Here is a 25,939-nt window from a genome sequence, read left to right on the forward strand (position 1 = left end):
TAACGGCCATCGTGGACAAGGCTGTGCCCTTGAGCGCGCGCTTGGCGTTCTTGCTTTCCCAAGCCTTCATCAGCTTGGCGACCGAATCGCGTTTGCTGGTTGCGTTCATTCCAGTAACCTTGGCTGCAAAATGCGCGCAGGCCGGGCCTGGAAGGGGCGGCGGCGTGTTGGTCATGGACGCAGGTCGCGCGCAGATAAGCGCGCCGTGGTGGCGATGGATGATGCGCGTGCCACGGGGCGCGCGCGGGGCCGCACGCTGATCATTTCATGTGGTGAAATCTGGTCGGAGTGAGAGGATTCGAACCTCCGGCCCCTGCCTCCCGAAGACAGTGCTCTACCAGGCTGAGCTACACTCCGACCGTGGGCGCGGCTTACCCAAGGGGCGTGGTCTTTGCAAGGGGTCCAATGCTTCTAGCGGCTGGTATCCGGCGGTGGTGCAGCCGGTCCCGCGATGGGCGTGGATGTCGGTAGGGGTGAGGGCACGGCACGCCCGCGGCTGCGCAGGACGGGCGTTGTGGCCGAGCGCCCGCCGCGGTCTTCGCGAAAGACGATATAGATGCCCGAGGCGACAATCACCGCAGTCCCGATTGCGGTGCTCCATTCCAGCGCCTCGTCGAAGAACAGCGCGCCAAAGATGGTGGCCCAGATGATCTGGGAATATTGCATCGGGGCGACCTTGGCCGCCGGTGCCACGCGATAGGCCAAGATCAAAAGCCATGTCGCAAAGAGCGCGAAGGCCGCGATGATCGCGGCAGCCAGAAGATCGAGCCCCGGCATGGGCCGATAGACAAAGGGCAGTGCCGCCCCCATTACAACGACATTGGCGATCATTGGATAGAGCAACAACACCACCGCGCGCTCGGCGCCACCGATCTTTCGCATGATCACGGCGTTCATCGCGCTGCATACCGCCGCCACAAGGGCCGCCAAATGCCCAAGGCTGAATTCCGTCACACCGGGCTGCAACACGATCAGCACACCACAAAGGCCGACACCCACCGCCGCCCCGCGTCGCAGCCCCACCCTTTCGCCCAGCATGGGGATCGCCAACAGCGTGATCAGCAAGGGGGCGGCGAACAAGATCGCGTAGGTCTGCGCCAAGGGCAGAACGGAAAAGGCGTAGAAGGCCGTCGCGGCATTCACGACGATGATGCTGGTGCGCAGCGCCGTCCAGCCCGGATGAACCGGCTTGAGCGAGACACCCTGCGCATCGCGCATCATGAAAAGCACCATCATCGGGAAGCCGAACAAGACGCTGAAAAACACGATCTGAAAGGGTGAATATATCCCGCCCAGATATTTGATCAGCACATCATGGGTGGCGTAGATCGCAAAAGAGGCCAAGGCGAGCGCAACACCGCGCAATTGGGTCGCTTTGTCGACGGCCATGGCCTGTTCCCGATGTCTGTTTCAGCAACAGCGATACCAGCCCTGTGGCATCGCGCAAGGGGGCTGGATTGTGCGGCCTTATGGTCGGCGCAGCGCCGGAAGGCCCACGCCCGTCGCCTCGAACCCGCCATCGACCGCCAGCGTCTGGCCGGTGATGTAGCTGGCCCGATCAGAGCAAAGAAAGGTGATCGCCTCGGCGATCTCGCGTTCCGACCCGTAGCGGTTGAGCGGGATGGCATCGTGATAGGCGTCGATGATCTCTTGGCTGTGGACCGCCATCGCCAGCTTGGTCCGCACCGGGCCGGGGCAGACGCAATTCGCCCGCACCCCGTATTCACCCAGTTCCACCGCCTGCTGCCGGGTCAGCTGGATCACCGCCGCCTTGGAGGTGCCATAGGCCACCCGCAGCGTCGAGGCGCGCAGCCCCGAGATCGAGGCGATGTTGACGATCGCCCCCTGCCCCGTGCGCAGCGCAAAGGTCAGCGCTTGGGTCATCAGGAACACACCGTCGAGATTGGTTTCCATCACCCGGCGCCAGCGCTCAAAGCCCGTTTCTTCGATCGGTCCGAAATCGGCAACGCCCGCGTTGTTGACCAGCGCATGCAAACCGCCCTCAATCCCCGCCTCGGTCACGATCCGCGCCACATCATCGGGGATAGAGACATCGGCGCAGATCGCCTGCGCCTGTGCCTGCCCCGCGGCCTCGGCAAGTGCGGTGGCGTCGCGGTCCACCATGACCACGCGCCAGCCTTGCTCGAGGAAAAGACGCGTGGTCGCAAGGCCGATGCCCCGCGCCGCCCCTGTGACCAGCGCCGTCTTCATGGCCTAGACGCTAGCCGTCAGCTTGGCGACGATAGCATCGCCCATCTGCGCCGTGGAAATCGGCGTGCCGCCATCGGGGCCCATCAGGTCGGCGGTGCGCAGGCCATCGGCCAGCACCGCGTTGACGGCCGTCTCCAGCCGCTCGGCCTCTGCCCCGAGATCGAAGGAATAGCGCAGCGCCATCGCAAAGCTGAGGATACAGGCGATCGGATTAGCCTTGCCCTGACCCGCGATATCAGGGGCCGAGCCGTGGACAGGTTCATAAAGCGCCTTGGGCCGTCCGTTTTCCATCGGCGCGCCAAGGCTGGCCGAGGGCAACATGCCAAGCGAGCCGGTCAGCATGGCGGCGAGGTCGGACAGAAGATCGCCGAACAGGTTGTCGGTCACGATCACGTCGAACTGCTTGGGCCAGCGCGTCAGCTGCATCGCGCCTGCATCGGCATACATATGCGACAGCTCCACATCGGGGTATTCGGCGTCGTGGATTTCTTGCACCACGTCGCGCCAAAGCACGCCCGATTCCATCACATTGGCCTTCTCCATCGAGCAGACCTTGTTGCCACGCTTGCGCGCCAACTCGAAGGCCGAGCGCGCAACGCGGGCGATCTCGCTTTCGGTGTAGCGCTGGGTGTTGATGCCCACGCGCTCATTGCCTTCCTTGAAGATGCCGCGCGGCTCGCCGAAATAGACGCCGCTCGTCAATTCGCGGATGATCATGATGTCGAGGCCCGCGACCACATCCTTTTTCAGCGACGAGAAATCGGCCAGCGCGTCAAAGCACTGCGCCGGGCGCAGGTTGGCATAAAGATCCATCTCCTTACGAAGGCGCAACAGGCCGCGCTCGGGCTTCACGCTGAAATCCAGCACATCGTATTTTGGCCCACCCACGGCGCCCAGCAGCACGGCGTCCACCTCCTGCGCCTTGGCCATGGTGGCGTCGGTCAGGGGTGTGCCATGCGCGTCATAGGCGCAGCCGCCCACCAAATCCTCGGACACGTCGAAGGTGATGCCGCGCGTGCCGTACCAATCGATGACCTTGCGCACCTCGGCCATGACTTCGGGGCCGATCCCGTCGCCGGGCAGGATGAGGAGAGAACGATTGGTCATGGGTGCTGTCCCTTGGTTGAATCCGTCGCCATCGCCTAGCCTTGACACGGCGGGGCGTCAAGGAAGGCCAATGCGTTGCGCCATCGGCTCACTCGGGCTGAATCACGATATCGACCCAAACCAACCGATGATCCGAGGCAAGCGCCACAAGGTCGGGGGCAAGCGGGCCGGTGTCATCCAAGGGCCAAAGCACGCCCGCATCCGCGACCAAAAGGCCAGCCGCAGGCAGGATGTAGTCGACCCGCAGATTGCCCGGTGTGGGCTCGGGCCAATCGGCGGTGGCGGTGCCGCCGTCCGGGCGGGTTGGGACGGGGTCTTGCAGCATCGGATGATCGAGCAAGGCGCGCAGCGCATCACGATGCCCCTCGCCCCGCGCCGGGTCGAGATTGAGCGTGCCCATCAGGGCAAACCGATCAGCCGCGAATGACGGCCCATGCGGGGACCAACCATCAAGGTAACGCTGCCAAAAACGCAATTCATCGGCATTGCGGAATCCGTTACGATCCTCGGGTCCATCAAAGACCGGCGGCCCGGCATGCAGCGCCAGCATATGAAATGGTCCATCGGGCAGCTCGATCGCCACATCCCACGCCGCAACACTTGCCAAGCGCAACACGGCCAAAGCATCTTGGCCAAGGACCAGCCGGGCCCTGTTATCGGGCAGATCGACCCAAAGCAGATCGGTAAAATCACGCAGCTTACCGATAGGATAGCGGGACAACAGCGCCATCCCACCTTGGCCATTGAAGCGCCCATAGCCATGCGCGTCGCGCGCCCGATGGGTGCGCCCATCGCCGTCGATATCGACACCGGTGGGCCGACCGGTATTCGGCCTCAGGCTCAACCGGTGGGGATAGACCGCCCCGACGGCCGCCAATGCGTCGGCCAAAGCGTCCAGTGCCGCGGATTCCACATCGAAATCGATATCCTGCAACAGCAAGATATCGGCGTCTGCCTCGGCGATCACGGCGATGGTCGCGGCGATCTGCGCATCCTCGCCACGCCGCAGATCACGTAGCAAAAGCCCCGGCCCCGCCCGGCTGAGTTGGGTATGGAAATTGGCAAGGCGGAGCGGCTCGGCGTGGGCGGCTTGGGTGACCAGCATCACCGATAAGGCAAGGATCAGGCCGGCTGCGCGCCATCCATGCCGACAGCGGCGGTCAATCTGGCCCGATGATCGCGGATCATCGTCGCAATCCGCGCCATGGCGAGCGCACGCATGAACAAGCTGAGCGGCAGGAACATCCAAAGCGCGATCCCCCAAACCAAGCCATGCGACGAGGTCAGAATGCGGATGCCGAGATGATCGGAGATCATGAGCCCGGCAGTCGGAAGGATGAATGTGATGGTAAACCCTAAGATTGCGTTAACGCGCGCGTCGCGGATCAACCGATTGATCACATCCCCTCCCGCCGTCGGGTCGAAGGTCGGCAGATTGATCCATACGTTGAAGGCACGCCCCGGATCGGGCCATTTTTGCGTCCGCAACAAGATCGCGAAAATGATGAGCGCCGAAAGCGTGATAAAAATAGCCAACCCCGCCATCACCTTGGCCTGCACCGGGGTGATGAAGGGCGATTGCGCAGGCAGGTGATGGATCATCGCAGCCAAGGGGCTGCCTGGATATTCAAGCACCTGTCCGAACAAAAGCCCCATCGCGTTGAGCACCAGAACAAGGCTGGAGTCATGCGCACCGCTGGCCACCATGCTCAGGACAAACAACATGAGCGTCAGCGACAGAAGACGCAGCCGATTGAACGGCGGCGCGTCGCGAAACTCGATCAAGGCCGGGTAGGACGAGGAATATTCGATCGCGGTGAAGGCAGCTAGTACCAGCGCCAACAATACAACCAGTTCGGCCCCTTCCGGTGTCGTCCCCGGAAGCACCAATGATGGCATTGATACCACCAGCACAACGATGGCCGCACGCAACAACGCGCCCACAATCTTGGACAACACGCACTCTACCTCAAAGCGGCGGGATCGGCCCCGCCATTATGGCCCCCATGCGTTTAAGATCACGCATTGAAAGCATTCTTTTGACGGCAAGGTGCCTAAAGCTGGACGGGCTGACAAGAATTGTGACGAGAATTTGCCATATTTCCGCCCCATTCACGGGGCGGGTGTCGCTTGTTTGCATCACACGGCGTAGATGGCGCCGGTCAGACCCAAGGGCGATCTTGTGCGGCCTTGGCCTCGAAGGTTTCGATCGCGGCGGCCTTTTCCATCGTCAGGCCGATATCGTCGAGGCCATTGAGCAAGCAATGCTTGCGGAAAGCATCAACCTCGAAGGCAACGCTCTGGCCATCGGGGCGCGTGATCACCTGGTTTTCCAGATCGACCGTCAGCGTGGCGTTCGCGCCGTTTTGCGCATCATCCATCAACTGATCGACGATCTCTTGCGGCAGGACGATGGGCAAGATGCCGTTCTTGAAGCAGTTATTGTAGAAAATATCCGCAAAGGCTGGGGCGATGACGCAGCGAATGCCGAAATCGAGCAAGGCCCAAGGCGCATGTTCGCGCGACGAACCACAGCCGAAATTATCGCCCCCGACAATGATCTGCGCATTGCGATAGGCAGGCTTGTTCAGCACGAAATCAGCGATCTCGGCGCCATCGGCGGTATAGCGCATCTCGTCGAACAGGTTCTTGCCAAGCCCCGACCGCTGGATCGTTTTGAGAAACTGCTTGGGGATGATCATGTCGGTGTCGACATTGATCAAGGGCAGCGGCGCGGCGATACCTGTCACGGTGGTGAACTTGTCCATCTATCGTCTCCTCGAAGGGTCGCAGATGCTTTAGCCGCTCACCCCCATGACAGCAAGAGACGCGGTGCTAGCCGGGCACGCCAAAGGTCATATTTGCCCAAAGCGTGCGCCATTCGGGATCGCTCGCTTGGACGGGATCGACCGCCTCCAACACCACGGCGTCGATCATGTAGCGCATGCCCGCCCCAACAGGCAGCCGCACGACCCCATCGGCATCGGTACGGAATAGGCTGACCATGACCGCGCCATCGGGGTCTTTGGCGAAAACCTCGACCTGCACATCGGCGCGCGGGACGTCATCAAGCCAAAGCTGCGCGGCAAAGCCTTGCGCCGGATCGTCAAGATAGGGGTTGCTCAGCGCCACGAATTCCGTGCGCAGCCCCACACGCCGATCCGCGCCCGCCCCTTCTCCGATGGCGACGAGCGATTTCGCGTAACGGATATAGACCTCGATCACACCTTCTTGATCGAGGCCGCGTGCGGCCTGCATGGCGGTGACATCGCCCAAATCCTTATGTTCGGCAAAGGCCAGGAAACGCTCCCAGACTGTCCAAGTCAGGCTTTGACCAGCGGTTTCATGCACGATCACCGCCAGACCATCAGACAGATCGCCCATCTGAAGTGCCGGAATATTGCCAAGCCGCCCCGTGACAGGGCGCGCACGACCATCTTGGACAACCTCGAAGCGCGTAAAGCTTTGCGTCAGATAGGGTTGCGGCCCACCGCGATAGGCCTCACCCACCCGCAGATCAGCGGCAAGCAACTCATCCTGCGTAACGACAAACGCCGTGGGATCGATCCAGAACTCATGGGCAAACGCACCCTTGCCAGCGAGCATCAGGAGGGCGATTGTGCCAATGATTTTCAGCGTTTTCACAAGGTGGCACCTTTTCCCATGTCGATCATGAACCTGCTGCGCGTCTGCGCGATGTCAATAGCGGTGGCAATGGCCGCCGCGCCAGCCGCACAAGCCCATGAGATACGCCCCACCATCGCCGATGTCGACGTCGGGGCAGAAGCGGTCACGATCACGCTGCGCATCACCTTGGAAACGCTGCTGGCGGGCATTGATCTGACCTCGGTGCAAGATACCAACGACGCGCCCGAGGCCGCGATCTATGACAGTCTTCGTGCCATGTCGGCCGATCAACTAGAGGCGATGCTCAGGGCCGATTGGCCGCGCATCGCGCAGGGTTTCTTGATCGATGTCGAAGGCATGGCCCTGACAGCCGAGATCGCAGCGGTGAGCATCCCCGCCCCCGGCGATCTGGAATTGCCCCGCGACAGCACACTGACCATCATCGCCGCTCTGCCGCCGGGCGAGGCGGGCGTCAGCCTTGGGCTTGCGCCGGGCTTTGGCAGCTTCGTGCCGCGCCAGATGGGCGGCGGCGTGGATGCCTATGAAGGCTTTCTGAACGGGGGTGAGATGACACCGCCCCTGCCACGGATGGGCATCCTGACCGAAAGCGGGATGTCGGTCTTCTTGCGCTACATCGTTGTGGGGTTCGAGCATATCCTGCCCTTGGGGCTTGACCATATCCTGTTCGTGCTGGGGCTTTATTTCTTCGCCACAAAGGTCGGGCCGCTGTTGTGGCAGGTCTCGGCGTTCACGCTGGCCCATACGATCACGCTCGCCTTGGCCGCCACGGGCGTGGTCAAGATCCCCGCCAGCATCGTCGAGCCGCTGATCGCGGCGTCGATCGTCTATGTCGGCGTGGAAAACATCATCGGGCGACGCAACCTAAAAGGGCGCACGGCACTGGTCTTTGGCTTGGGGCTTTTGCATGGCTTGGGCTTTGCCAGCGTTCTGGGGGATTACGGCATCGCCTCGGGCCGCTTCGTGCAGGCGCTGATCGGCTTCAACATCGGGGTCGAGATCGGGCAGTTGACGGTGATCGCCATGGCCTTTGCCGCGACTGGTTGGGCGATCACGCGCGGGTGGTACCGCCCGGTTGTGGCGATCCCCGCCTCGCTGGTGATCGCGGCCATCGGGGCCTATTGGGTGGTGGAGCGCACGCTACTGTGAGCAAACCCACATGCTGAGCTTTCTGTCCGAGAACAGGCGTTGGCTTGGCACCGGGCTGTTGCTCGCCTTCGGGGCCTGCCTTGGGCACACATGGTTCATCGCGCTTTTCGCGGGCGAAATACGGGCGGAATTCGGGCTCAGCGATGGGCAATGGGGGCTGATCTATACCGCCGCAACGCTCAGCTCGGCGGCGCTGTTATTCGGGCGCGGGGGGTGGGCCGACACGGTGCCCCTGTCGCGGCTCGCGCCGATCATCGCGGTCACTTTTGCCGGGGCGGCGGTGCTGATGGCGCTGGGTCAGACGATCTGGACCCTTGGCATCGCGGTGTTTCTCTTGCGCTTTTGCGGGCAAGGGATGTTCAGCCATATCCAGCAAACGGCCATGGCGCGCTGGTTCGTCGCTACGCGCGGGCGCGCCATCGCCATCGCCAATCTGGGCTATACCACCGGTCAGGTCTTCTTGCCGCTGCCCGCCGTTTTGTTGATGGGCTGGATCGGCTGGCGGGCAAGCTGGCTGGTGGTCGCCGCGATTTTGCTTTTGTTCATCTTACCGCTGCTCATCTGGTTGCTGAAACAAGACCGCGCCCCGCAAGGCGGCATCGGCGGCATGATCGGCGCACCCGGCCTTGGCGGGCGGCATTGGCGTAGGCGAGAGGCGCTACAACATTGGCTGTTCTGGGCGCTTGTCCCCTTGATGCTGACGCCGGGCTATGTCGGGACGGTCGTCTTTTTCCACCAAGTCCATGTCGCCGAGGTCAAGGGCTGGACGCTTGTCGCCATGGCGCCCGCCTATCCGGCCTGGGCGTTGTCCGAAGTGGCGGCCGCCTTTGTCGCGGGTTGGGCCGCCGACCGTTTCGGCCCAGCGCGGCTATTGCCGCTGACCGTGCTGCCGATGGGGGTGGGGATCGCGCTGATCGGGATGGGTGAGACACCGCTTGCCTGGATCATCGGCGTGGGCCTGATCGGCGTGACCCAAGGCATGACCAATACCGTCTGGGGCACGCTGTTGCCTGCAACCTATGGCACCAATCACATCGGATCGGTGCGCGCAGTGGCAGGTGCCGTGCTGGTCGTATCGACCGCACTTGGGCCGGGAATGGGGGGCGTGATCATCGACGCGGGCATAAGCGTGCCACAGCAAGCGGGTGTGATGGCAATCTGGTGTTTCGGGCTTTCGCTGGCAATGCTGCTTGTGATGCGCAGGCTGTTGCGGGCGAGCTAAGCGGCTGCGGGCACCCTTTTGGGGGCGCCCAGCCAAGGTGATTACATCAGATCGCGCACATCCGTCAGGCGCCCGGTGACCGCTGCAGCAGCCGCCATCGCGGGGCTCATCAGATGGGTGCGCCCGCCGCGCCCCTGCCGTCCCTCGAAGTTGCGGTTCGAGGTCGCGGCACAGCGCTCGCCCGGCTGCAACTGGTCGGGGTTCATGGCCAGACACATGGAACAGCCCGCAAGCCGCCATTCGAAGCCCGCCGCCTTGAAGATATCGGCCAGCCCCTCTTCCTCGGCCTGAAGCCGCACGAGGCCCGAGCCCGGCACCACCATCGCGCGTTTCACGGCGATCTTCTTGCCCTTGAGGATTTCGGCCGCGGCACGCAGATCCTCGATCCGGCCATTGGTGCAAGAGCCGATAAAGACCGTGTCGATCTCCACATCTTGCAGCCGCGTGCCGGGCGTGAGCCCCATGTAATCGAGCGAGCGCTTGGCCGCATCGACCTTGCCACCCTTGAAATCCTCGGGCGCAGGCACGGCCGCCGTGATCGGCAACACATCCTCGGGCGAGGTGCCCCAGGTCACGACGGGGGCGATATCCTCGCCCCGGATCGTCACGACCTTATCCCAATGGGCGTCATCGTCGGAATAAAGCGTCTTCCACCATGCAAGTGCCGCTTCCCACTGGGCCGCTTTCGGCGCATGGGGGCGGCCCTTGACGTATTCAAAGGTCTTTTCATCGGGCGCGATGAGCCCTGCGCGCGCACCACCCTCGATGGCCATGTTGCACACGGTCATGCGGCCTTCCATCGACAGATCGCGGATCGCCTGACCGCAATACTCGATGACATAGCCCGTGCCGCCCGCCGTGCCGGTCAGGCCGATCACCGACAGCGTAATGTCCTTGGCGGTCACACCGGGCGCAAGCTTGCCGGTGATCTCGACCTTCATGTTCTTCGATTTCTTCTGGATCAGCGTTTGGGTGGCCAAGACATGCTCAACCTCAGAGGTGCCGATGCCATGGGCCAGCGCGCCGAATGCGCCATGCGTCGCGGTGTGGCTGTCGCCGCAAACGACTGTCATGCCCGGCAGTGTCCAGCCCTGTTCAGGGCCAACGATATGCACGATGCCTTGGCGGATATCACTGACGGGGTAGTAATGGATGCCGAAATCGCGCGCGTTCTTGTCAAGCGCTGCCACCTGGATGCGGCTTTCCTCGGGCATCTGGTCGGGGTTTTCGCGACCATCGGTCGTGGGCACGTTATGGTCCGGCACGGCGATCGTTTTCTCGGGCGCGCGCACCTTGCGGCCCGTCATGCGCAGCCCCTCAAAGGCTTGCGGGCTTGTGACCTCGTGCACGAGGTGGCGGTCGATATAAAGCAGGCTGGTGCCATCCTCGGCCTCATGGGCGAGATGGGCGTCCCAGATCTTGTCGTAAAGTGTCTTGCCGGTCATCGTCTCAGCATCCTTGGTCGCGGGAAATATCGGTGGTGGGTCTTTGTCTGCGCCCTCAAAGCCCGCCCAGTCGCGACCGGCGCGCACCGTGGAAGCGCCAAGGCAGGCGCGCCCGATCCGATATGTTGAACACTCCGGTCATCATCGGTTTGATCTACTGGTGCGCCGCGCCGCGCGCAAGTGCGGGGTTGCAGCGGCGGCAGGGGGGCGCTGCCCCCACGCGCCCTTGGCGCGCCCCCCGGAGTATTTGCGAAGCAAAGATGATCAAAGCGAACGCGTCGTCGACAGCATCGCCGGGTCGAGGCGCAATTCGATCAGATGCAGGCCACCTTGGTCGGCGGCATCGAGGGCGCCCCCGAGTTGATCCATCGCGGTGATCTGGTGGCCGGTCCCACCATAAGCGGCGGCCAGTTGCACGTAATCGGGGTTGAACAGTTCCGTCCCCGAAACGCGGCCGGGATAGTGGTTTTCCTGATGCATCCTGATCGTGCCGTAGCGACCGTTATTGGCGATGATGACGGTGATATCGGCGCCGAATTGGCGGGCGGTCGACAGCTCTTGCAGGGTCATCTGCAAGCAGCCATCGCCGGCAAAGCAGATCACCGGGCGGTCGGGATGTTCCAGCTTGGCGGCGATCGCGGCGGGCAGGCCATAGCCCATGGAGCCCGAAGTGGGGGCAAGCTGACTGCGATAACCGCGGTAGCGCGCATAGCGATGAACGAAAGCGGCGTAATTTCCCGCGCCATTGGTCAAGATCGCGCGGCCCGCGTAACGGTCGGACACAAGGCGCACCACCTGTTCCATCTTGACCGCTCCCGGGGTGTCTTGCGGCACTTGCCAAGCTTCGTAATCGGCGCGCGCCTGTGCGGTCCAATCGCGATCGCGAATCCGGCCCGCGTGACCACGCAGGGCGGCAAGAAGATCGGCGGCGGTTGCGACAAGGCTGTCGCTTGGCTGGTAGACCGTGCCGATCTCGTCGGGGTCGGGATGGATGTGCAGGATCGTCTTGCCGGGGCGGGCCGGGTCAAGAAGCGTGTAGCCGTTCGTCGCCGTCTCGCCCATCCGCGCGCCCAAGATCAACAGCGCATCGGCTGCGCGCAGACGTTGGCCCAGCTTGGGGTTCATCCCCACCCCCAGATCGCCGATATAGTTGGGGTGGGCGTTGTCGATATAATCTTGTCGCCGAAAGGTGACGGCGACGGGCAGGCCGGTGGCGGTGGCCAGCGCTGTCAGATCGGCTTCCGCCTGCGCACTCCAGCATGGCCCACCGACCACGATCATCGGGCGGTCATGGCTCAAGAGCTGGTCGAGAAACCCGCGGGCGCGGGCAGGATCGACCGCCGCCATCGCAGGCTTGGCCGGGGCCAGATCGGGGACATCGGCGATCGCCGACAATATGTCTTCGGGCAGGGCCAGCACGACCGGGCCGGGGCGGCCCGACTGCGCCACCTGAAAGGCGCGGGTGATATATTCAGGCAGCCGCGCGGTTGTTTCCACCTCGGCCGCCCATTTCACGAGGGGGGAGAAGAAGCGGCGATAGTCGACCTCTTGAAAGGCACCGCGGTCGCGGTCGGCAAGCGCGACTTGGCCCACGAAGGCCACCATCGGCGTGCTGTCCTGCATCGCGACATGAAGCCCCGAGGCGGCATTGGTGGCACCGGGCCCCCGGGTCACGAACAAGACACCGGGCTGGCCGGTCAGCTTGCCATGCGCCTCGGCCATCATGGCGGCCCCGCCCTCTTGGCGGCAGACGATATTGGCAATCTGGTGATCATATAGCCCGTCAAGCGCCGCCAGAAAGCTTTCGCCCGGCACCGAGAAGACGCGGCGCACCCCGTTGATCGCCAGATGATCGGCGAGGATCTTTCCTCCGTGGCGCATCGCCATGTGCCTCTTCCTTTATCGGTGCCAATGGGCGCGATTTGACCGCCGGGCGCGCTGAATGTCCAGCGCGCACCACATGGGGCAATCGCCCATCCCCGTGCCGACACCTCGGGCACGGGGATGGTGCGCGTTCACTGCGCGTCTTTCCACGCCTTGTAGCGGGCCTTGGTCTCGTCATTCATCGGATAAAGACCAGGCAGGGCCATGCCGCGATCGACCTCGGTCATGATCCAAGCCTCCATCCGCTCTTGCTCGGGGGACTCAGCCACGACCTCTTCGAGAAGCGCCTGCGGGATCAGCACCGCACCGTCATCATCGACCACGATCACATCATCGGGGAACACTGCGACCCCGCCGCAGGCGATGGGTTCCTGCCAGCCGACGAAGGTGAGCCCCGCGACCGAGGGCGGGGCCGCCACGCCGCGGCACCAGACCGGCAGGCCGGTGGACAAGACGCCCGCCGCGTCGCGCACCACGCCGTCGGTGATGAGCGCGGCAACGCCCCGCTGCACCATGCGGTTGCACAAGATATCACCGAAGATCCCGGCATCGGTCACGCCCATCGCATCGGCCACCGCGATGCAGCCCTCGGGCATCGCCTCGATCGCAGCACGGGTGGAAATCGGCGATCCCCAGCTTGCCGGTGTCGCCAGATCCTCGCGCGCGGGGACGAATCGCAAGGTAAAGGCGCGGCCCACCAGCCGTGGCTGACCCGTCCGGATCGGCACCGATCCGCGCAGCCAGACATTGCGCAGACCCTTCTTCAACAAGATGGTGGTCAGCGTCGCGGTCGAGACACCTTGCAGCGTCGCGATGATCGAGGGGTCGAGTGTCATGTCATCTCCTTCGGGATCAATGACCCCTACATTACGAGAGGCGCAAGGCGCCCGAAAGCGCCATCGGCGGCAGAGGTCATTGAACTGCGGCTGCGTCGTGTTAGGTGACGGTCATGCCAAGCGGTGGGAAAGGCCAAGTGATGGGTAATCTATCTTTGCTGGGAATTTGCGGGTCGTTGCGTACGGCATCGTGGAACCGAAAGCTGATGCAAGAAGCGGCACGGCTTTTCGATCCGGCCGTGTTCGTCGAGGCGAACCTGCGCCTGCCGCTTTACGATGGTGATCTCGAGGCGCAAGGCATCCCCGCAGAGGTGCAGCTCTTGGCCGACCAGATCAAGGCGGCCGATGCAGTGGTGATCGCGGGGCCGGAATATAACAAGGCGCTGTCGGGCGTTTTGAAGAATGCGCTTGATTGGATCAGCCGGGTGCCCGGCGGCGTCTGGCGCGATAAACCGGTGGCGATCTTGTCCGCCGCCGCGGGGCGCGCCGGGGGCGAGCGCAGCCAGATGACCATGCGCCATGCGATGACCCCGTTTCGGGCGCATGTGCTACCGGGCCCCGAGGTGATGATCGCAGCCCCCGAGGGCGAATTCGACGCGCAGGGGCATTTGACGGGCGCGATGCCGGTCAAGCTCTTGACCGAGTTGATGGACGATCTGCGCCAAGCGGCCGCACGGCGTGCCGCTGGCTAAAGGCTGGCCTCGACACGAAAACTCTCGGGGATCGCGTCGCGCCCCTCGAGGATCAGATCGGCCATGAGGCGCGCGACCATTGGCGCCATGCCAAAGCCGATCTTGAAGCCACCATTGGCGATATAGGCCCCGGCCTGTGTCGGATGCGCGCCGAGCATCGGCGCGCGCGACCGGGCGCGGGGGCGCAGGCCCGCCCAGCGCGCCATCACCGGCGCATCGCGCAACACAGGAGAAAGGCGGCGCGCGCTGTCGATCAGCGCGTCGAGCTGCGCATCGGTGCTGGCAGGATCGTCGAAGTCACGCTCGGAGGTGGAGCCGATGGCGACCGTGCCATCGGCATGGGGCACGATATGCAGCGCCTCGGCGAAAAGCTGGGGCGCGGCGCGCAGATCGGCCTGCAACAGCGCTGCTTGCCCCTTGATACCTTGCCCAATATTGCGGCCCAGATCTTGCGACAGCGCGGCCAGTCCGACGGCTCCGGTGGCAAAAAGCGCCGTAGCGGGGTGACCGCTTGCCTCGGTCACGACCCGTCCGCCGCGCGCGGTGATTGCGGCGGCCAAGGCCATGCAGGCGCGGCGCGGGTGGATGCGTGCCGACAGATCATCATGGATCAGCCAACCCGTGGGGCTTGTGGTCAAAAGGTCGGGAAAGGCGCTTTGCGCGACCACCTGCCACTGATAGCGGCCTTGCCACAGCTGTGTCGCGTGATCGGCGCGCGCGCGTGCCAAGGCAAGGGCAGCGTCATCCGTGATCGGCTGAAGCCGCCCACTGCGGGCATAGCCGGGATCAGCGCCACCAACTTCGGCGACATCGGCCCAGAACCCTTCGGCCATCTCGAGGCTTTCGAACTGGATCTGCTTCTTGGGGTTCCAGTTTTCCGGCACATGGGGGGCCAAAGCGCCCACGACACCGCCAGAGGCCCCGGCGCCGATCCCGAACGGGTCGACCACCTCGACCCGGGCACCGCGGCGGGTCGCCTCCCATGCGATGGATAGGCCGAAAATACCCGCACCGAAGACCCGTAGTTCGGCCATTGCCAATCCCTTGCCCTTGCCCCAGTGTCTGTCTTCGCGCGTGCCGTTTCGCAGCGCAGGTTTAGACGAGCCGCAGGGCATGAACCAGCCAAGACATTCCATCGATTGGCGCAACGGCGATGTGCCGGTGTCGCGCCAGTTCGATGACCCTTTCTATTCGCTCGAGAACGGGCTGGACGAAACACGGCATGTGTTCTTGACCGGTAATGGTTTACCTGCGCGGTTCTTGCCCGGTTTCCATATTGCCGAACTTGGCTTTGGCACCGGGTTGAACCTGATCGCCGCCGCCCTTGCTTGGCAGGCCGCGGGGCAAGATGGTGCGCTGCGCTACACCAGCTTCGAGGCCTTCCCGCTGTCGGGCGATGATCTGCACAAGGCATTGGCCGCATTCGACGCGGCGCGCCCCTTTGCCGATCTGATCGCGCGCGCATTGGATGGCGATGGCAAGATCGAGACGCCGCAGCTTTCGGCACAAATCATCCTTGGCGATGCGCGCGCGACCCTGCCCCGATGGGAGGGGCGCGCGGATGCGTGGTTTCTCGACGGTTTCGCCCCTGCCCGAAATCCCGAGCTGTGGGAGCCCGCGCTGCTGCGCGCGGTTGCGGATCATACCTTGCCCGGCGGCACCTGCGCGACCTATTCGGCGGCAGGGGCCGTGCGCGCGGCCTTAGCAGATGCGGGCTTTGCGGTCAGCCGCATCCCTGGCTATGGGCGCAAACGGCACATGACGATCGGACGACTTTCATGAGCACGCAGAACACCAAGCTTGGCATCTGGCTGATGGTGGCCACGACCATTGTCTTTGCGATGCAAGACGGGATCAGCCGGCATCTTGCTGGGGAATACAATGTGCTGATGGTGGTGATGATCCGCTATTGGTTCTTCGCCGCTTTCGTGATGGCAGTGGCATCGCGCAAGGCCGGCGGGTTGCGCGCCGCAGCCGCCACCAGCCAGCCGGGTGTGCAGATCTTCCGCGGCGTGCTGCTGGCCACCGAGATTTGCGTGATGGTCTTGGCCTTTGTCATGTTGGGCTTGGTGGAAAGCCACGCAATCTTCACCTCCTACCCGCTGCTTGTCGCCGCACTTTCGGGGCCGATCTTGGGCGAAAAGGTTGGCTGGCGGCGTTGGACCGCGATTGCCGTCGGCTTTATCGGCGTCTTGATCATCTTGCAGCCGGGCTTTCGCGTCTTTCAGATCGAGGCGTTGGTGCCGCTGGCCTCGGCCCTCATGTTCGCACTTTATGGGCTGATGACGCGCTATGCCGCGCGCAAGGATTCGGCCGCGACCAGCTTCTTTTACACCGGCACGGTCGGGGCCGTGGTGATGACCACCATCGGCATCTGGTTCTGGGAACCGATGAGCGGCCCGGATTGGGCTTGGATGGCCGTGCTCTGCGTCACGGGTGCCTTTGGGCACTGGCTGTTGATCAAGACCTATGATGTGGCCGAGGCAAGCGCGGTTCAGCCATTTGCCTATCTGCAACTGGTCTTCGCCGCGACGCTGGGGATCACGGTGTTCGGCGAAAGCCTTGAGTGGAACGTGGCGCTTGGGGCCGTACTTGTCGTGGCGGCGGGGGTGTTCACGCTCTTGCGCGCGCGCGCCAAGGAAAAGGCCGACAGCTAAGACTTGGGGTGGTCGTCGTAATCATCGCGCAAGATGCGATGCGCATCCCCATCGGGATCATCGAACTGTCCCCGGCGGAGCATCCACCAAAATGCCGCCAGCCCCACCGCGCCCAGAAACAGGCTGACGGGGATCAAAAGGCCAAGCACATCCATCGCGGTCTCACTTCAATCGCAGGGCGTTGAGCCCCACGGTAATCGAGGAGGACGACATCGCCAATGCTGCGATCAAGGGCGAACACAGCCCTGCCACCGCAAGCGGCACCGCCAGAACGTTATAAACCGTAGCGATGGTGAAATTCTCGCGGATACGCGCGCGCGCCGAGGTGGCGGTGCGCATCGCATCGGCGATAGGCGCAAGGGATTGGCCCATCAGCACCATATCGGAGGCGCTGCGCGCCGCATCAAGCGCCGAGGCGGGCGAGATCGAGACATGGGCGGCGGCCAATGCGGCGGTGTCGTTCAACCCGTCGCCCACCATCAAGACCTTGGCCCCCTGCCCCGCCAGATCGGCCACTAACGCGGCCTTGTCTTGCGGCAGCGCCTCGGCCGTGACCTCGGTGATCCCGATTTCTTGGGCGAAACGCGTCACGGCGGCCGATGTGTCGCCCGAGATCAGGATAACGCGCTTGCCCTGCGCTTGCAGCGTTGCGACCAGCTCGGCGGCCCCGTCGCGCAGGCTATCGGCAAAAGGAATGGCAATGGGCGCGTCATCGCCAAGGGAAAGGAAACTTGCCGTCGCGGTGCTTGCCGTTGCCCCGACCCATGCCGCGCGGCCAAGGCGCACACGCCGCCCCTGCCACATCCCTTGCACGCCATGTCCCGGCACCTCGGCCAGATCGATGACATGGGCGGGCCGCGTGCCGCGTGCCGACAAGGCTTGGGCGAGGCTTGCCGAGAGCGGATGGGCCGAGCCTTGCGCCAAGGCCAGCGCAACGCGCGCGGCGTCACCCGTCAGATGCGCAGGCGCAAGCGGCTTTGGCGCGCCATTGGTCAGCGTCCCGGTTTTGTCGAAAACGACCGTATCGACCTCGGCCAGCCGTTCCAGCGCGGTGCCGTTCTTGATCAGCAACCCCTTGCGAAACAGCCGCCCCGATGCGGCGGTGGTCACGGCAGGCACGGCAAGGCCCAACGCGCAGGGGCAAGTGATGATCAAAACAGCCGCCGCGATATTGAGCGCGATACGCAAATCCTGCGTGTATAGGTACCAACCCACCGCCGCCACGACCGACAGGATATGTACCCCCGGCGCATACAGCTTGGCCGCCTGATCGGCGAGCGAGGTATAGTTGCCGCGCCCCGCCTCGGCCACGGCGACCAGATCGGCGATCCGGTGCAGCACGGTGTCTTGGCCCGCGGCGGTGACGGTAATGGTCAGGGGGCCGGTCAGGTTCACCTCGCCCGCGCTGACCTGCGTTCCCTGACCGGCAAAGGCAGGCAGGCTTTCGCCGGTCATCAGGCTGCGGTCGATCTCGGACTGGCCATCGCTCACCACGCCATCGACGGGGATGCGCCCGCCTGGCTTGACACGCACCACATCGCCCACGCGCAGTTCGGCCACGGCCACGGTTTCTTCGCGCCCATCCAAGATGCGCACGGCGCGCGGCACTTCGAGGGCCGTCAACTCCTGCGCGGCGGATCGGGCCGAGGCGCGGGTGCGGTGATCAAGGTAGCGCCCCGCCAACAAAAACGTGCACAGCGCGATCGCCGCATCGAAATAGGCGTGATGGCCGGAATGGATCGTCTCGTAAAGCGAGGTGCCGACCGCAAGCACGATGGCCAGCGTGATCGGCACATCCATGTTCAGCCGCCATGCCCTGAGCGCCCCCCAAGCCGAGACATAAAAGGGCCGCCCGGAAAAGATCACAGCCGGAATGGCGATGGCCGCGCTGATCCAATGCATCATGTCGCGCGTCACCCCATCGGCACCGGCCCAGACGGCGACCGACAACAGCATGACATTCATCATCGCGAAAAACGCCACGGCCAGCCGCATCAGCAGATCGCGGCCCTGACGGTCGGCGGTCGTGCTGGCCAAAACGCCCGCGTCCAGCTCATGCGCCTCGTAGCCTGCACGCGCCAAGGCCGCGGTCAGGGTCTCGGCGGTCAGATCGGCGCTGCCCTGCACCGCGGCGCGGCGCAGCGTCAGGTTCACCCGCGCCTCGCGCACCCCGGGAACCGCCAAAAGCGCACGCTCCACCCCCGAGATGCAGCCCGCGCAATGGATGCCCGGCAGCGACAGCATCAGCGCCGCATCCTTCGGCAATTCCGCCAGATGCTCGGCCGCGGGCGCGGCGTTGCAGGCCGGGCAGGCCGAGGGGCGGATATGCTCGAAGGTGGCGGTCACGCGCGGTCACTCGGCATAGCGAAAGGTGATGTTGTGGCGGTATTCGGTGCCGTTGCGCGCGACACCCGTCAGGCGCAGGCGCCACTGCCCATTCGACAAGTGTGCCGGCGCGACAAAGGCGCCATTCTCACGCCGCAGCACCAAGAGTTGATCCTCCAGCTGGTTGGTGGGCCGGGTCAAAAGCGCCGTCAATTCGGCAGGCACGACCAGCGCGCCATCAGCATCCAACAGATGCAAGATCAAGCTGCCATCGCCGGGGATCTCGACATTGGCCTGCCAGCCCAGCGCCTCTTGCGCATCGCGGCGCAGATCGAAGCTTTGACTATCGGCATAGCTTGACGACACCTCCATTCCCGGAAAGGTCGAGACTGCGCGATAGGCCATGAAGAAATTCACGCCGAAGATAAGGCCAAAGCCCATGATGAAAATCGCCAGCACATGGCGGCCGGTCAGCTTGCGCCCGGCATCAACCGAGGCGGTGGTATCGGTGACATGGCTCATTGGGAAACCCTTCCGAAAAATGTGGTGTCGCGAAAGGCGCGGTGGGTGGTTGTCGCATCCTCGACCCAAAGGCGGAAATCGGTGCGCTCGGCTTGCGCGGCCGCGCTGCCCGTGGGGGCGGTGATATAGACGCGTTGCAAGTGCGTGGAATTCAACGGCACACTGACGCTCTGGCCCGGCTGCCCCTCAAGCGTCACCTCAAGCGGCGCGTCGGAGACAAGCGAGATCTCGAAGTCACTGTTTTCATGAGACATATTTCGGATTCGCACATCGTAAGTGTTGCGGATGGACCCATCCGAAAGCGTCACGAATTGCGGATTGCGCACCGGGGCGACTGTCATGTCGATATCGGACCTGATGAACAACAGCACCGTCAGACCCACACCGATGCCCGCCCATAACACCGTGTAAATCATCGTGCGTAGGCGGAAGATATGTTTCCAGACCGACACCTTGGGCTTGCCCGCGCGCTCATTCGCCTCGTCGGTCAGCGCCATGTAATCGACCAGCCCGCGCGGCTTGCCCAGCTTGGCCATGATGTCGTCGCAGGCATCGATGCACAGTGCGCAGGTAATGCATTCAAGCTGTTGGCCGTCGCGGATGTCGATGCCCACCGGGCAGACATTCACGCAGGCGTTGCAATCGATGCAATCGCCCATCCCCTCGCGCTCCTTGCCGCGGCCACGCGGCTCGCCCCGCCAATCGCGATAGGCCACCGTGATGGAATGCTCATCCATCATCGCGGCCTGGATACGCGGCCAAGGGCACATGTAGATGCAGACCTGTTCGCGCATGAAACCGCCGAAGACAAAGGTCGTGGCGGTCAAGATCGCGATGGTGACATAGGCCACCAGCGCCGCTTGCCCGGTGAACAGATCAACCAACAGCGTCGGCGCATCGGCGAAATAGAACACCCATGCCCCGCCTGTCGCGACCGCGATCACCAGCCAAACCGCCCATTTGGTCAGCCTGAGCCGCCATTTGTGGAAATCCCACTTGCCGTTCCATAGCCGCAGCCGCGCGTTGCGGTCGCCCTCGATCCAGCGCTCGACGGTGAAGAACAGGTCGGTCCAGACGGTTTGCGGGCAAGAATAGCCGCACCAGACGCGGCCAAGCGCCGAGGTGAACAAGAACAACCCCAACCCCGCCATGATCAGCAATCCGGCCACGAAATAGAATTCATGTGGCCAAATCTCGATCCAGAAGAAGAAAAAGCGCCGATGCGCCAGATCGAGCAGTACCGCCTGATCGGGCAGCGCCGGGCCACGGTCCCAGCGAATCCACGGGGTGACGTAGTAGATGCCCAGCGTCACGAACAAGACCAGCCATTTGAGATTACGAAAATGGCCATAGACGCGCTTGGGAAAAACCGGTTCGCGTGCGGCATAAAGCTTTTGCGGCTCGCCTGTGGTGCTCATTGGCGGATATCTCCCGGGAAATTCGTGGTCCTGCGCCAGCCCCTTCTAGGGCGCGCGGGAACCGGTCACTTTGACTTGGATCAAATCCAAGGCCGATGCAGAAAATTGATCATGTCAATCATCCGCCCCGGAACCGCACCGCCCCGCACATCGCGATCGGATGGCGGGGCGAGGGATGGTTTGGCACCGGTCCCGCAGGAAACGCGCGAACAGGACCGGGACCGGTGCCATTCCGCCAACCGGGAGGGGTCGGCGGAAACTTGTGCCTGGGCGGCTTACTCGCCGCCACCCAAGGCGTGGACATAGACCGCGACGGCGCGGATCTGATCTTCGGAAAGACGCCCCGCATCCGAGGCCTCGGCCGACCAAGGCGGCATGATGCCAAAGCGGGAATAACGCACTGTCTGGGTGATCGCCTCGTCCGAGCCGCCGTAAAGCCAGATCGCATCGGTCAGGTTCGGCGCGCCCAGATAGCGGTCGCCCGTCCCGTCATCGAGATGGCAGGCCGCGCAATTGTCGAGGTAGACCCCCTCACCCGCAGCGGCCAGCGTCGCATCGGCGGACTGCCCAGAGATATTGCGCACATATTGCACCACCGCGTCGATCTCCTCATCCGACAAGATCCCATCGAAGGCGGTCATCTCGGAATAGCGGGCGTTCATGTCATCGTCGTTGCGGATGCCATGGCTGATCGTGAAATGAATATCGTCGACGGTACCGCCCCACAGCCAATCATCGTCAAGCAGGTTGGGATAGCCCGAGGCCTGCACCCCAGCCGCCCCCGAGCCGTGGCATTGCGAACACCATGTGGCGTAAAGCGCGGCGCCGCCCTGAATGGCGTAGTTGTAAAGATCGGGGTTCTGGTCGGGCGTGATCGCGGCCAGTTCGACCTCGGTGATGCGGGTACGGATATCGGCGTTCATCGCGTCGAAGCGGTCGATCTCTTCGGCGACATTGGCGCGGGTGGAAAAACCCAAAAGGCCGGGCGTCGCACCGTTGATCAGCGGCCATGCCGGATACATCACCGTATAGGCGATGCCCCAGACGATGGTGGCGTAAAAGGTCCAAAGCCACCAGCGCGGCAGGGGGTTGTTGAATTCCTTGATCCCGTCCCAGCTATGGCCGGTTGTTTCGGGATCACCGGCCAAGAGCTTTTGCTCTTCGGGATGGGGCGTGTGGTGGTCGCTCATTGCCGCGCCTCCTTGAGCTGACGGGGATGGGCCTGCGCCGCAACATCGGGCGCCGGGTGGTCATCATGGCGAAAGGGAATATTCGCGATATCGCTGTGCAACTTGCGGCTACCGGGCCGCAGGGTGAAGACGATCACACCCAGAAACACCACAAGCATGAACAGCGCGCCCCAGCTGCGGGCGATGATCTGCAAGATCGTATAGGTATCTTCCATCGCTCCGCCCCCTTACCGGCTTGCCACGGCTTCTTCGGGCGCGAAGGTCGAGAAATCGACCAGCGTGCCAAGCATCTGCATGTAGGCGATCAGCGCATCCATCTCGGTCACTTCGGGCTGCCCGTCGAAATCGCGCTGCTGCGCACCCGGGTAACGTTCGACCACGCCCGGATCACCGAAATCTGTGGCCTGCTGGATGAAATCCATCCGCGCGTTTTCCAGCATCTCGTCGGTATAGGGCACACCGACCAAGCGATGGGTCTGCATGAGATCGACGATATAGGTGGGCTGCAGCACGCTATCGGCCAGATAGGCATAGGCAGGCATGACCGATTCCGGCACGACCGATTGCGGGCTGGTGAAATGGTCCACATGCCATTCATCCGAATAGCGACCGCCCACCCGAGCAAGGTCCGGCCCCGTCCGCTTGGAGCCCCATTGGAACGGGTGATCATACTGCGACTCGGCCGCAAGGCTGTAGTGGCCGTAGCGCTCGACCTCGTCGCGCATGGGGCGGATCATCTGGCTATGGCAGACATAGCAGCCCTCGCGCAGGTAGATCTCGCGCCCCGCCAGTTCCAGCGGCGCATAGGGGCGCATGCCGTCGACATCCTCGATCGTGTTCTCGAGGTAGAAGAGCGGCGCGATCTCGACGATCCCCCCCACCGTGACGGCCAGAAAGCTGAGCGTCAAAAGGAGGGTCGCGTTGGTTTCGATCTTCTTGTGACCTTCAAGTGCCATCTCTCAGGCCCTCCTTATTCGGCTGGGGTCGCATAGGGCGCGTCACGGCGGACGACGCTCTTGCGAACCGTCATGTAAAGGTTCCAAGCCATGATCAGCGCTCCGGCAAGGTAGAGAACCCCACCCAAACCGCGCACCACATACATCGGGAACTTGGCGGCGACTGTGTCGGCGAAGGAGTTCACCAAGAACCCTTGGGCATCGACTTCGCGCCACATCAGGCCCTCCATGATCCCCGTCACCCACATGGACGCTGCGTAAAGAACGATGCCGATGGTGGCGAGCCAGTAGTGCCAGCTGACCGCGCGCAGGGAATAGAGCCGCTCTTTGTTCCAAAGCTTGGGGAACAGGTAGTAGAGCATCCCGAAGGTGATCATCCCATTCCAGCCCAGCGCGCCGGAATGCACATGGCCGATGGTCCAGTCGGTGTAATGCGACAGCGAGTTCACCGCCCGGATCGACATCATCGGCCCCTCGAAGGTCGACATGCCGTAGAAGGCGACCGAGGTGACCATCATCCGCAGAACCGGATCGGTGCGCAGCTTGTCCCAGGCGCCCGACAGCGTCATCAGGCCGTTGATCATGCCACCCCAGCTGGGCATCCACAGCACGATCGAGAACACCATTCCCAGCGTCGAGGCCCAATCAGGCAGCGCGGTATAGTGCAGATGGTGCGGACCGGCCCAGATATAGAGGAAGATCAGCGCCCAGAAGTGGATGATCGACAGCTTGTAGCTGTAAACGGGGCGTTCGGCTTGCTTGGGGATGAAGTAATACATCATGCCCAAGAACCCGGCAGTCAGGAAGAAACCGACCGCGTTATGGCCGTACCACCACTGCGTCATTGCGTTCTGAACGCCCGACATCACCGTGACCGAGCGCGAGCCGAAGATCGAGACAGGGATTTGCAGGTTGTTGACCACATGCAGCATCGCCACGGTGACGATGAATGACAGCAAGAACCAGTTGGCGACGTAGATATGGGGTTCCTTGCGCTTGATCAGCGTGCCCATGAAAACGGCCAGGAACGCGACCCAGACAATCGTGAGCCATAGATCGGTCAGCCATTCCGGCTCGGCGTATTCCTGACCTTGGGTGGACCCGAGCAGATAGCCCGTCGCCGCCATCACGATGAACAGCTGATAACCCCAGAACACGAACCACGCGGTGTTGCCGCCCCATAGCCGCACGGCGCTGGTACGCTGGACGATATAGAAACTCGCCGCGATCAGCGCGTTGCCACCAAAGGCGAAGATCACCGCCGAAGTGTGCAAGGGCCGCAGCCGCCCGAAGTTCAGATAGCCCTCGGCCCAATGGAAATTCAGCACCGGATAGGCAAGCTGAAAGGCGATGAAGGTGCCGGCCAGAAAGCCCACCACACCCCAAAAGGCGGTGGCGATCGCGGCGGCCTTGACCGGGCCATCCATGTATTCATTGGCGGAGACGGGTTTTCTCGCCTCGTCGGTCTGGCGCAGCACGATCACGAATGTGATCGCGGCGGCACCCATGATCAAAAGCGCATGCACCAGATAGGCCAGGTCGCGCGCGTAGTTGGCCGCGATGGCGGCAACAACCGCCACAAGGCCGAGGATCAGCAGCTTTACATAATCAAGCATCGATCGTCCCTTCGTGATGCACCGGTTCCGGCTCTTGTGAAGCCGTCCGGCGCTGTTCCATCTCCCCCTCACATCCTCCAAGGGACGGCGGCTGGCCTTGATCCATGTCAAATGCGCCCGGCCAATTGCTTGATGCAGGTCAAGGTGCGGCGAGCTGTCTCGGTTTAGATGGTCGGCAGAACAGACCGAGGAGGTAGCCGTGGCCTATAAAACGATCCTGACCATTCTGACCGAGCCCAAAGAAGCCGCCACCGTGCTTGGTGCAGCGGTGGCCTTTGCCGAAGCCAGCGAAGCCCATCTCGAGGTGCTTTGCCTTGGCATCGACCGCACCCAGACCGGCTATTACTTCGCCGGGGCGACCGCACTCATGCATGAAGAGACGATTCTACAGGCCCAATCCGAGGCGCATGCCATCGAGCAAGAGGCCCGCCAAATCCTCGCACGCAGTGCGATCTCTTGGGGTGTCGAAGGTATCGTCGCGCAATCGGCCTCGATCTCGGGGCTGGTGGCGCGGCGCTCGCGCTTTGCCGATCTGGTGATCTTGCCCAAACCCTATGGCAAAGACCAATACGCCGATGCGCCCGTCATCGCGGAGTCGGCGATGTTTCACGGCAATGTGCCGGTGGTCATCCTGGCCGATCAAGCGGCGCTGACGGCGACACCAGAAAGGGTGGTGATCGCGTGGAATGACTCACCCGAGGCGATGGCCGCCGTGCGCCATGCCATGCCGATGCTCATGGCCGCGGCCGATGTCGATATCTGTATCATCGCACCAGAACGCCACAGCCCCGATGTCGCCGATCCCGGCGCGGAACTGTCGCGCATGCTGTCGCGGCACGGTGTCAAGGTCTCGGTCTCGATCCTCGCGCAGACATTGCCCCGCGTCTCCGAGGTGATCGCGCGCCATGTCGCCGATACAGATGCCGATGTCTTGGTGATGGGTGCCTATGGTCATTCCCGCTTTCGCGAGGCGATCTTGGGCGGGGCCACGCGCAACATGCTGGAACATGCCGAGGTGCCGGTCATCATGGCCCATTGACCCCGTAAGCCACAGCTTGGCCCGA

At 63.3% G+C, this 25,939-nt stretch carries 25 protein-coding genes and 1 tRNA gene; 6 read left to right on the plus strand and 20 right to left on the minus strand.

The annotated features are described in order from the left end of the window. Positions 1-280: 280 nt before the first annotated feature. From ACTG4J_RS04385 to ACTG4J_RS04420, 8 genes are all read right to left on the minus strand, one after another. Positions 281-357: transfer RNA gene (locus ACTG4J_RS04385), tRNA-Pro, on the minus strand. A 54-nt stretch (positions 358-411) separates the two neighbouring features. After that, positions 412-1,389, minus strand: a complete 978-nt coding sequence (locus ACTG4J_RS04390) for a DMT family transporter (protein WP_439137426.1) — start codon at positions 1,387-1,389, stop codon at positions 412-414. A 78-nt stretch (positions 1,390-1,467) separates the two neighbouring features. After that, a complete protein-coding gene (locus ACTG4J_RS04395) occupies positions 1,468-2,211 on the minus strand; it encodes an SDR family NAD(P)-dependent oxidoreductase (protein ID WP_439137427.1) in 744 nt (247 codons plus the stop codon). Positions 2,212-2,214: 3 nt separating this feature from the next. Then, positions 2,215-3,318, minus strand: coding sequence for a 3-isopropylmalate dehydrogenase (gene leuB, locus ACTG4J_RS04400; protein WP_439137429.1), 1,104 nt, complete (start codon positions 3,316-3,318; stop codon positions 2,215-2,217). Between the two features lie 88 nt (positions 3,319-3,406). After that, positions 3,407-4,423: an endonuclease/exonuclease/phosphatase family protein gene (locus tag ACTG4J_RS04405; protein ID WP_439137431.1), complete on the minus strand. Its 1,017-nt coding sequence runs from the start codon at positions 4,421-4,423 to the stop codon at positions 3,407-3,409. A 17-nt stretch (positions 4,424-4,440) separates the two neighbouring features. After that, positions 4,441-5,274: a hypothetical protein gene (locus tag ACTG4J_RS04410; protein WP_439137433.1), complete on the minus strand. Its 834-nt coding sequence runs from the start codon at positions 5,272-5,274 to the stop codon at positions 4,441-4,443. A 206-nt stretch (positions 5,275-5,480) separates the two neighbouring features. After that, positions 5,481-6,086, minus strand: a complete 606-nt coding sequence (leuD, locus tag ACTG4J_RS04415) for a 3-isopropylmalate dehydratase small subunit (protein WP_439137435.1) — start codon at positions 6,084-6,086, stop codon at positions 5,481-5,483. 67 nt (positions 6,087-6,153) lie between these two features. Continuing rightward, positions 6,154-6,963: a DUF4198 domain-containing protein gene (locus ACTG4J_RS04420; RefSeq protein WP_439137437.1), complete on the minus strand. Its 810-nt coding sequence runs from the start codon at positions 6,961-6,963 to the stop codon at positions 6,154-6,156. Positions 6,964-6,966: 3 nt separating this feature from the next. Between ACTG4J_RS04420 and ACTG4J_RS04425 the strand changes: the two genes are divergently transcribed. Both ACTG4J_RS04425 and ACTG4J_RS04430 read left to right on the plus strand, forming a co-directional pair. Beyond that, entirely contained in the window at positions 6,967-8,112 is a 1,146-nt protein-coding gene (locus ACTG4J_RS04425) for a HupE/UreJ family protein (RefSeq protein WP_439137438.1), read from the plus strand. A 10-nt stretch (positions 8,113-8,122) separates the two neighbouring features. Next, positions 8,123-9,334, plus strand: coding sequence for an MFS transporter (locus ACTG4J_RS04430; RefSeq protein WP_439137440.1), 1,212 nt, complete (start codon positions 8,123-8,125; stop codon positions 9,332-9,334). A gap of 41 nt (positions 9,335-9,375) precedes the next feature. Here the strand turns inward: ACTG4J_RS04430 and leuC are convergent, their stop codons facing one another. The 3 genes from leuC to ACTG4J_RS04445 form a co-directional block, all read right to left on the minus strand. Beyond that, positions 9,376-10,779, minus strand: coding sequence for a 3-isopropylmalate dehydratase large subunit (gene leuC, locus ACTG4J_RS04435; protein WP_439137442.1), 1,404 nt, complete (start codon positions 10,777-10,779; stop codon positions 9,376-9,378). Positions 10,780-11,043: 264 nt separating this feature from the next. After that, positions 11,044-12,660 (minus strand): thiamine pyrophosphate-dependent enzyme, encoded by a 1,617-nt coding sequence (locus tag ACTG4J_RS04440; protein ID WP_439137488.1) that lies wholly within the window; start codon positions 12,658-12,660, stop codon positions 11,044-11,046. 134 nt (positions 12,661-12,794) lie between these two features. Beyond that, positions 12,795-13,499, minus strand: a complete 705-nt coding sequence (locus tag ACTG4J_RS04445; RefSeq protein ID WP_439137443.1) for a ribonuclease activity regulator RraA — start codon at positions 13,497-13,499, stop codon at positions 12,795-12,797. Positions 13,500-13,639: 140 nt separating this feature from the next. Between ACTG4J_RS04445 and ACTG4J_RS04450 the strand changes: the two genes are divergently transcribed. Continuing rightward, positions 13,640-14,191, plus strand: a complete 552-nt coding sequence (locus ACTG4J_RS04450) for an NADPH-dependent FMN reductase (RefSeq protein ID WP_439137445.1) — start codon at positions 13,640-13,642, stop codon at positions 14,189-14,191. Here ACTG4J_RS04450 and ACTG4J_RS04455 read toward each other — a convergent pair. Further along, entirely contained in the window at positions 14,188-15,225 is a 1,038-nt protein-coding gene (locus tag ACTG4J_RS04455) for an NAD(P)/FAD-dependent oxidoreductase (protein ID WP_439137447.1), read from the minus strand. The two genes, ACTG4J_RS04450 and ACTG4J_RS04455, sit on opposite strands and share 4 nt — an antisense overlap. Positions 15,226-15,304: 79 nt before the next feature. On the opposite strand from ACTG4J_RS04455, the gene mnmD reads away from it, so the two are divergent. Beyond that, complete coding sequence (mnmD, locus tag ACTG4J_RS04460) at positions 15,305-15,973, plus strand: tRNA (5-methylaminomethyl-2-thiouridine)(34)-methyltransferase MnmD (protein ID WP_439137448.1); 669 nt, start codon at positions 15,305-15,307, stop codon at positions 15,971-15,973. Beyond that, on the plus strand, positions 15,970-16,848 hold the full coding sequence (locus ACTG4J_RS04465) for a DMT family transporter (protein WP_439137450.1): 879 nt from the start codon (positions 15,970-15,972) through the stop codon (positions 16,846-16,848). Before mnmD ends, ACTG4J_RS04465 begins: the two co-directional genes overlap by 4 nt. On the opposite strand, the gene ccoS is transcribed toward ACTG4J_RS04465, so the two are convergent. The 8 genes from ccoS to ccoN all read right to left on the minus strand — a co-directional run bounded on the left by ccoS (position 16,845) and on the right by ccoN (position 24,875). Beyond that, positions 16,845-17,003 (minus strand): cbb3-type cytochrome oxidase assembly protein CcoS, encoded by a 159-nt coding sequence (gene ccoS, locus ACTG4J_RS04470; RefSeq protein ID WP_439137452.1) that lies wholly within the window; start codon positions 17,001-17,003, stop codon positions 16,845-16,847. The genes ACTG4J_RS04465 and ccoS overlap by 4 nt on opposite strands. Positions 17,004-17,010: 7 nt before the next feature. After that, positions 17,011-19,194, minus strand: a complete 2,184-nt coding sequence (locus ACTG4J_RS04475; protein ID WP_439137454.1) for a heavy metal translocating P-type ATPase — start codon at positions 19,192-19,194, stop codon at positions 17,011-17,013. A gap of 6 nt (positions 19,195-19,200) precedes the next feature. Beyond that, complete coding sequence (locus ACTG4J_RS04480) at positions 19,201-19,695, minus strand: FixH family protein (protein WP_439137456.1); 495 nt, start codon at positions 19,693-19,695, stop codon at positions 19,201-19,203. Continuing rightward, positions 19,692-21,113: a cytochrome c oxidase accessory protein CcoG gene (gene ccoG, locus ACTG4J_RS04485; RefSeq protein ID WP_439137457.1), complete on the minus strand. Its 1,422-nt coding sequence runs from the start codon at positions 21,111-21,113 to the stop codon at positions 19,692-19,694. The genes ACTG4J_RS04480 and ccoG overlap by 4 nt, the downstream gene beginning before the upstream one ends. 275 nt (positions 21,114-21,388) lie before the next feature. Further along, complete coding sequence (ccoP, locus tag ACTG4J_RS04490) at positions 21,389-22,303, minus strand: cytochrome-c oxidase, cbb3-type subunit III (RefSeq protein ID WP_439137459.1); 915 nt, start codon at positions 22,301-22,303, stop codon at positions 21,389-21,391. Next, positions 22,300-22,518 carry a cbb3-type cytochrome c oxidase subunit 3 gene (locus tag ACTG4J_RS04495; RefSeq protein WP_439137461.1) on the minus strand — a complete coding sequence of 73 codons (219 nt, stop codon included), beginning with the start codon at positions 22,516-22,518 and terminating at the stop codon, positions 22,300-22,302. The genes ccoP and ACTG4J_RS04495 overlap by 4 nt, the downstream gene beginning before the upstream one ends. Before the next feature lie 12 nt (positions 22,519-22,530). After that, positions 22,531-23,259, minus strand: coding sequence for a cytochrome-c oxidase, cbb3-type subunit II (ccoO, locus tag ACTG4J_RS04500; RefSeq protein ID WP_439137462.1), 729 nt, complete (start codon positions 23,257-23,259; stop codon positions 22,531-22,533). Between the two features lie 14 nt (positions 23,260-23,273). Beyond that, complete coding sequence (gene ccoN, locus ACTG4J_RS04505; protein WP_439137464.1) at positions 23,274-24,875, minus strand: cytochrome-c oxidase, cbb3-type subunit I; 1,602 nt, start codon at positions 24,873-24,875, stop codon at positions 23,274-23,276. Between the two features lie 199 nt (positions 24,876-25,074). Between ccoN and ACTG4J_RS04510 the strand changes: the two genes are divergently transcribed. Then, on the plus strand, positions 25,075-25,914 hold the full coding sequence (locus ACTG4J_RS04510) for a universal stress protein (protein WP_439137466.1): 840 nt from the start codon (positions 25,075-25,077) through the stop codon (positions 25,912-25,914). Positions 25,915-25,939 lie beyond the last annotated feature (25 nt).

This window comes from Roseicyclus sp. (assembly GCF_965662675.1).
GTDB lineage: Bacteria > Pseudomonadota > Alphaproteobacteria > Rhodobacterales > Rhodobacteraceae > Roseicyclus.

Bases quoted from the DNA above. Each gene is read 5' to 3' on its own strand.
- ACTG4J_RS04445 (WP_439137443.1), bottom strand. From the start codon at position 13,499: ATGACACTCGACCCCTCGATCATCGCGACGCTGCAAGGTGTCTCGACC.
- ccoO (WP_439137462.1), bottom strand. From the start codon at position 23,259: ATGGCACTTGAAGGTCACAAGAAGATCGAAACCAACGCGACCCTCCTT.
- ccoP (WP_439137459.1), bottom strand. From the start codon at position 22,303: ATGAGCGACCACCACACGCCCCATCCCGAAGAGCAAAAGCTCTTGGCC.
- ACTG4J_RS04430 (WP_439137440.1), top strand. From the start codon at position 8,123: ATGCTGAGCTTTCTGTCCGAGAACAGGCGTTGGCTTGGCACCGGGCTG.
- ACTG4J_RS04455 (WP_439137447.1), bottom strand. From the start codon at position 15,225: ATGGCCGAACTACGGGTCTTCGGTGCGGGTATTTTCGGCCTATCCATC.
- ccoG (WP_439137457.1), bottom strand. From the start codon at position 21,113: ATGAGCACCACAGGCGAGCCGCAAAAGCTTTATGCCGCACGCGAACCG.
- ACTG4J_RS04405 (WP_439137431.1), bottom strand. From the start codon at position 4,423: ATGCTGGTCACCCAAGCCGCCCACGCCGAGCCGCTCCGCCTTGCCAAT.
- leuB (WP_439137429.1), bottom strand. From the start codon at position 3,318: ATGACCAATCGTTCTCTCCTCATCCTGCCCGGCGACGGGATCGGCCCC.
- ACTG4J_RS04495 (WP_439137461.1), bottom strand. From the start codon at position 22,518: ATGGAAGATACCTATACGATCTTGCAGATCATCGCCCGCAGCTGGGGC.
- ACTG4J_RS04440 (WP_439137488.1), bottom strand. From the start codon at position 12,660: ATGCGCCACGGAGGAAAGATCCTCGCCGATCATCTGGCGATCAACGGG.
- leuC (WP_439137442.1), bottom strand. From the start codon at position 10,779: ATGACCGGCAAGACACTTTACGACAAGATCTGGGACGCCCATCTCGCC.
- mnmD (WP_439137448.1), top strand. From the start codon at position 15,305: ATGAACCAGCCAAGACATTCCATCGATTGGCGCAACGGCGATGTGCCG.
- ACTG4J_RS04395 (WP_439137427.1), bottom strand. From the start codon at position 2,211: ATGAAGACGGCGCTGGTCACAGGGGCGGCGCGGGGCATCGGCCTTGCG.
- ACTG4J_RS04450 (WP_439137445.1), top strand. From the start codon at position 13,640: ATGGGTAATCTATCTTTGCTGGGAATTTGCGGGTCGTTGCGTACGGCA.
- ACTG4J_RS04390 (WP_439137426.1), bottom strand. From the start codon at position 1,389: ATGGCCGTCGACAAAGCGACCCAATTGCGCGGTGTTGCGCTCGCCTTG.
- ccoS (WP_439137452.1), bottom strand. From the start codon at position 17,003: ATGGATGTGCTTGGCCTTTTGATCCCCGTCAGCCTGTTTCTGGGCGCG.
- leuD (WP_439137435.1), bottom strand. From the start codon at position 6,086: ATGGACAAGTTCACCACCGTGACAGGTATCGCCGCGCCGCTGCCCTTG.
- ACTG4J_RS04465 (WP_439137450.1), top strand. From the start codon at position 15,970: ATGAGCACGCAGAACACCAAGCTTGGCATCTGGCTGATGGTGGCCACG.
- ACTG4J_RS04480 (WP_439137456.1), bottom strand. From the start codon at position 19,695: ATGAGCCATGTCACCGATACCACCGCCTCGGTTGATGCCGGGCGCAAG.
- ccoN (WP_439137464.1), bottom strand. From the start codon at position 24,875: ATGCTTGATTATGTAAAGCTGCTGATCCTCGGCCTTGTGGCGGTTGTT.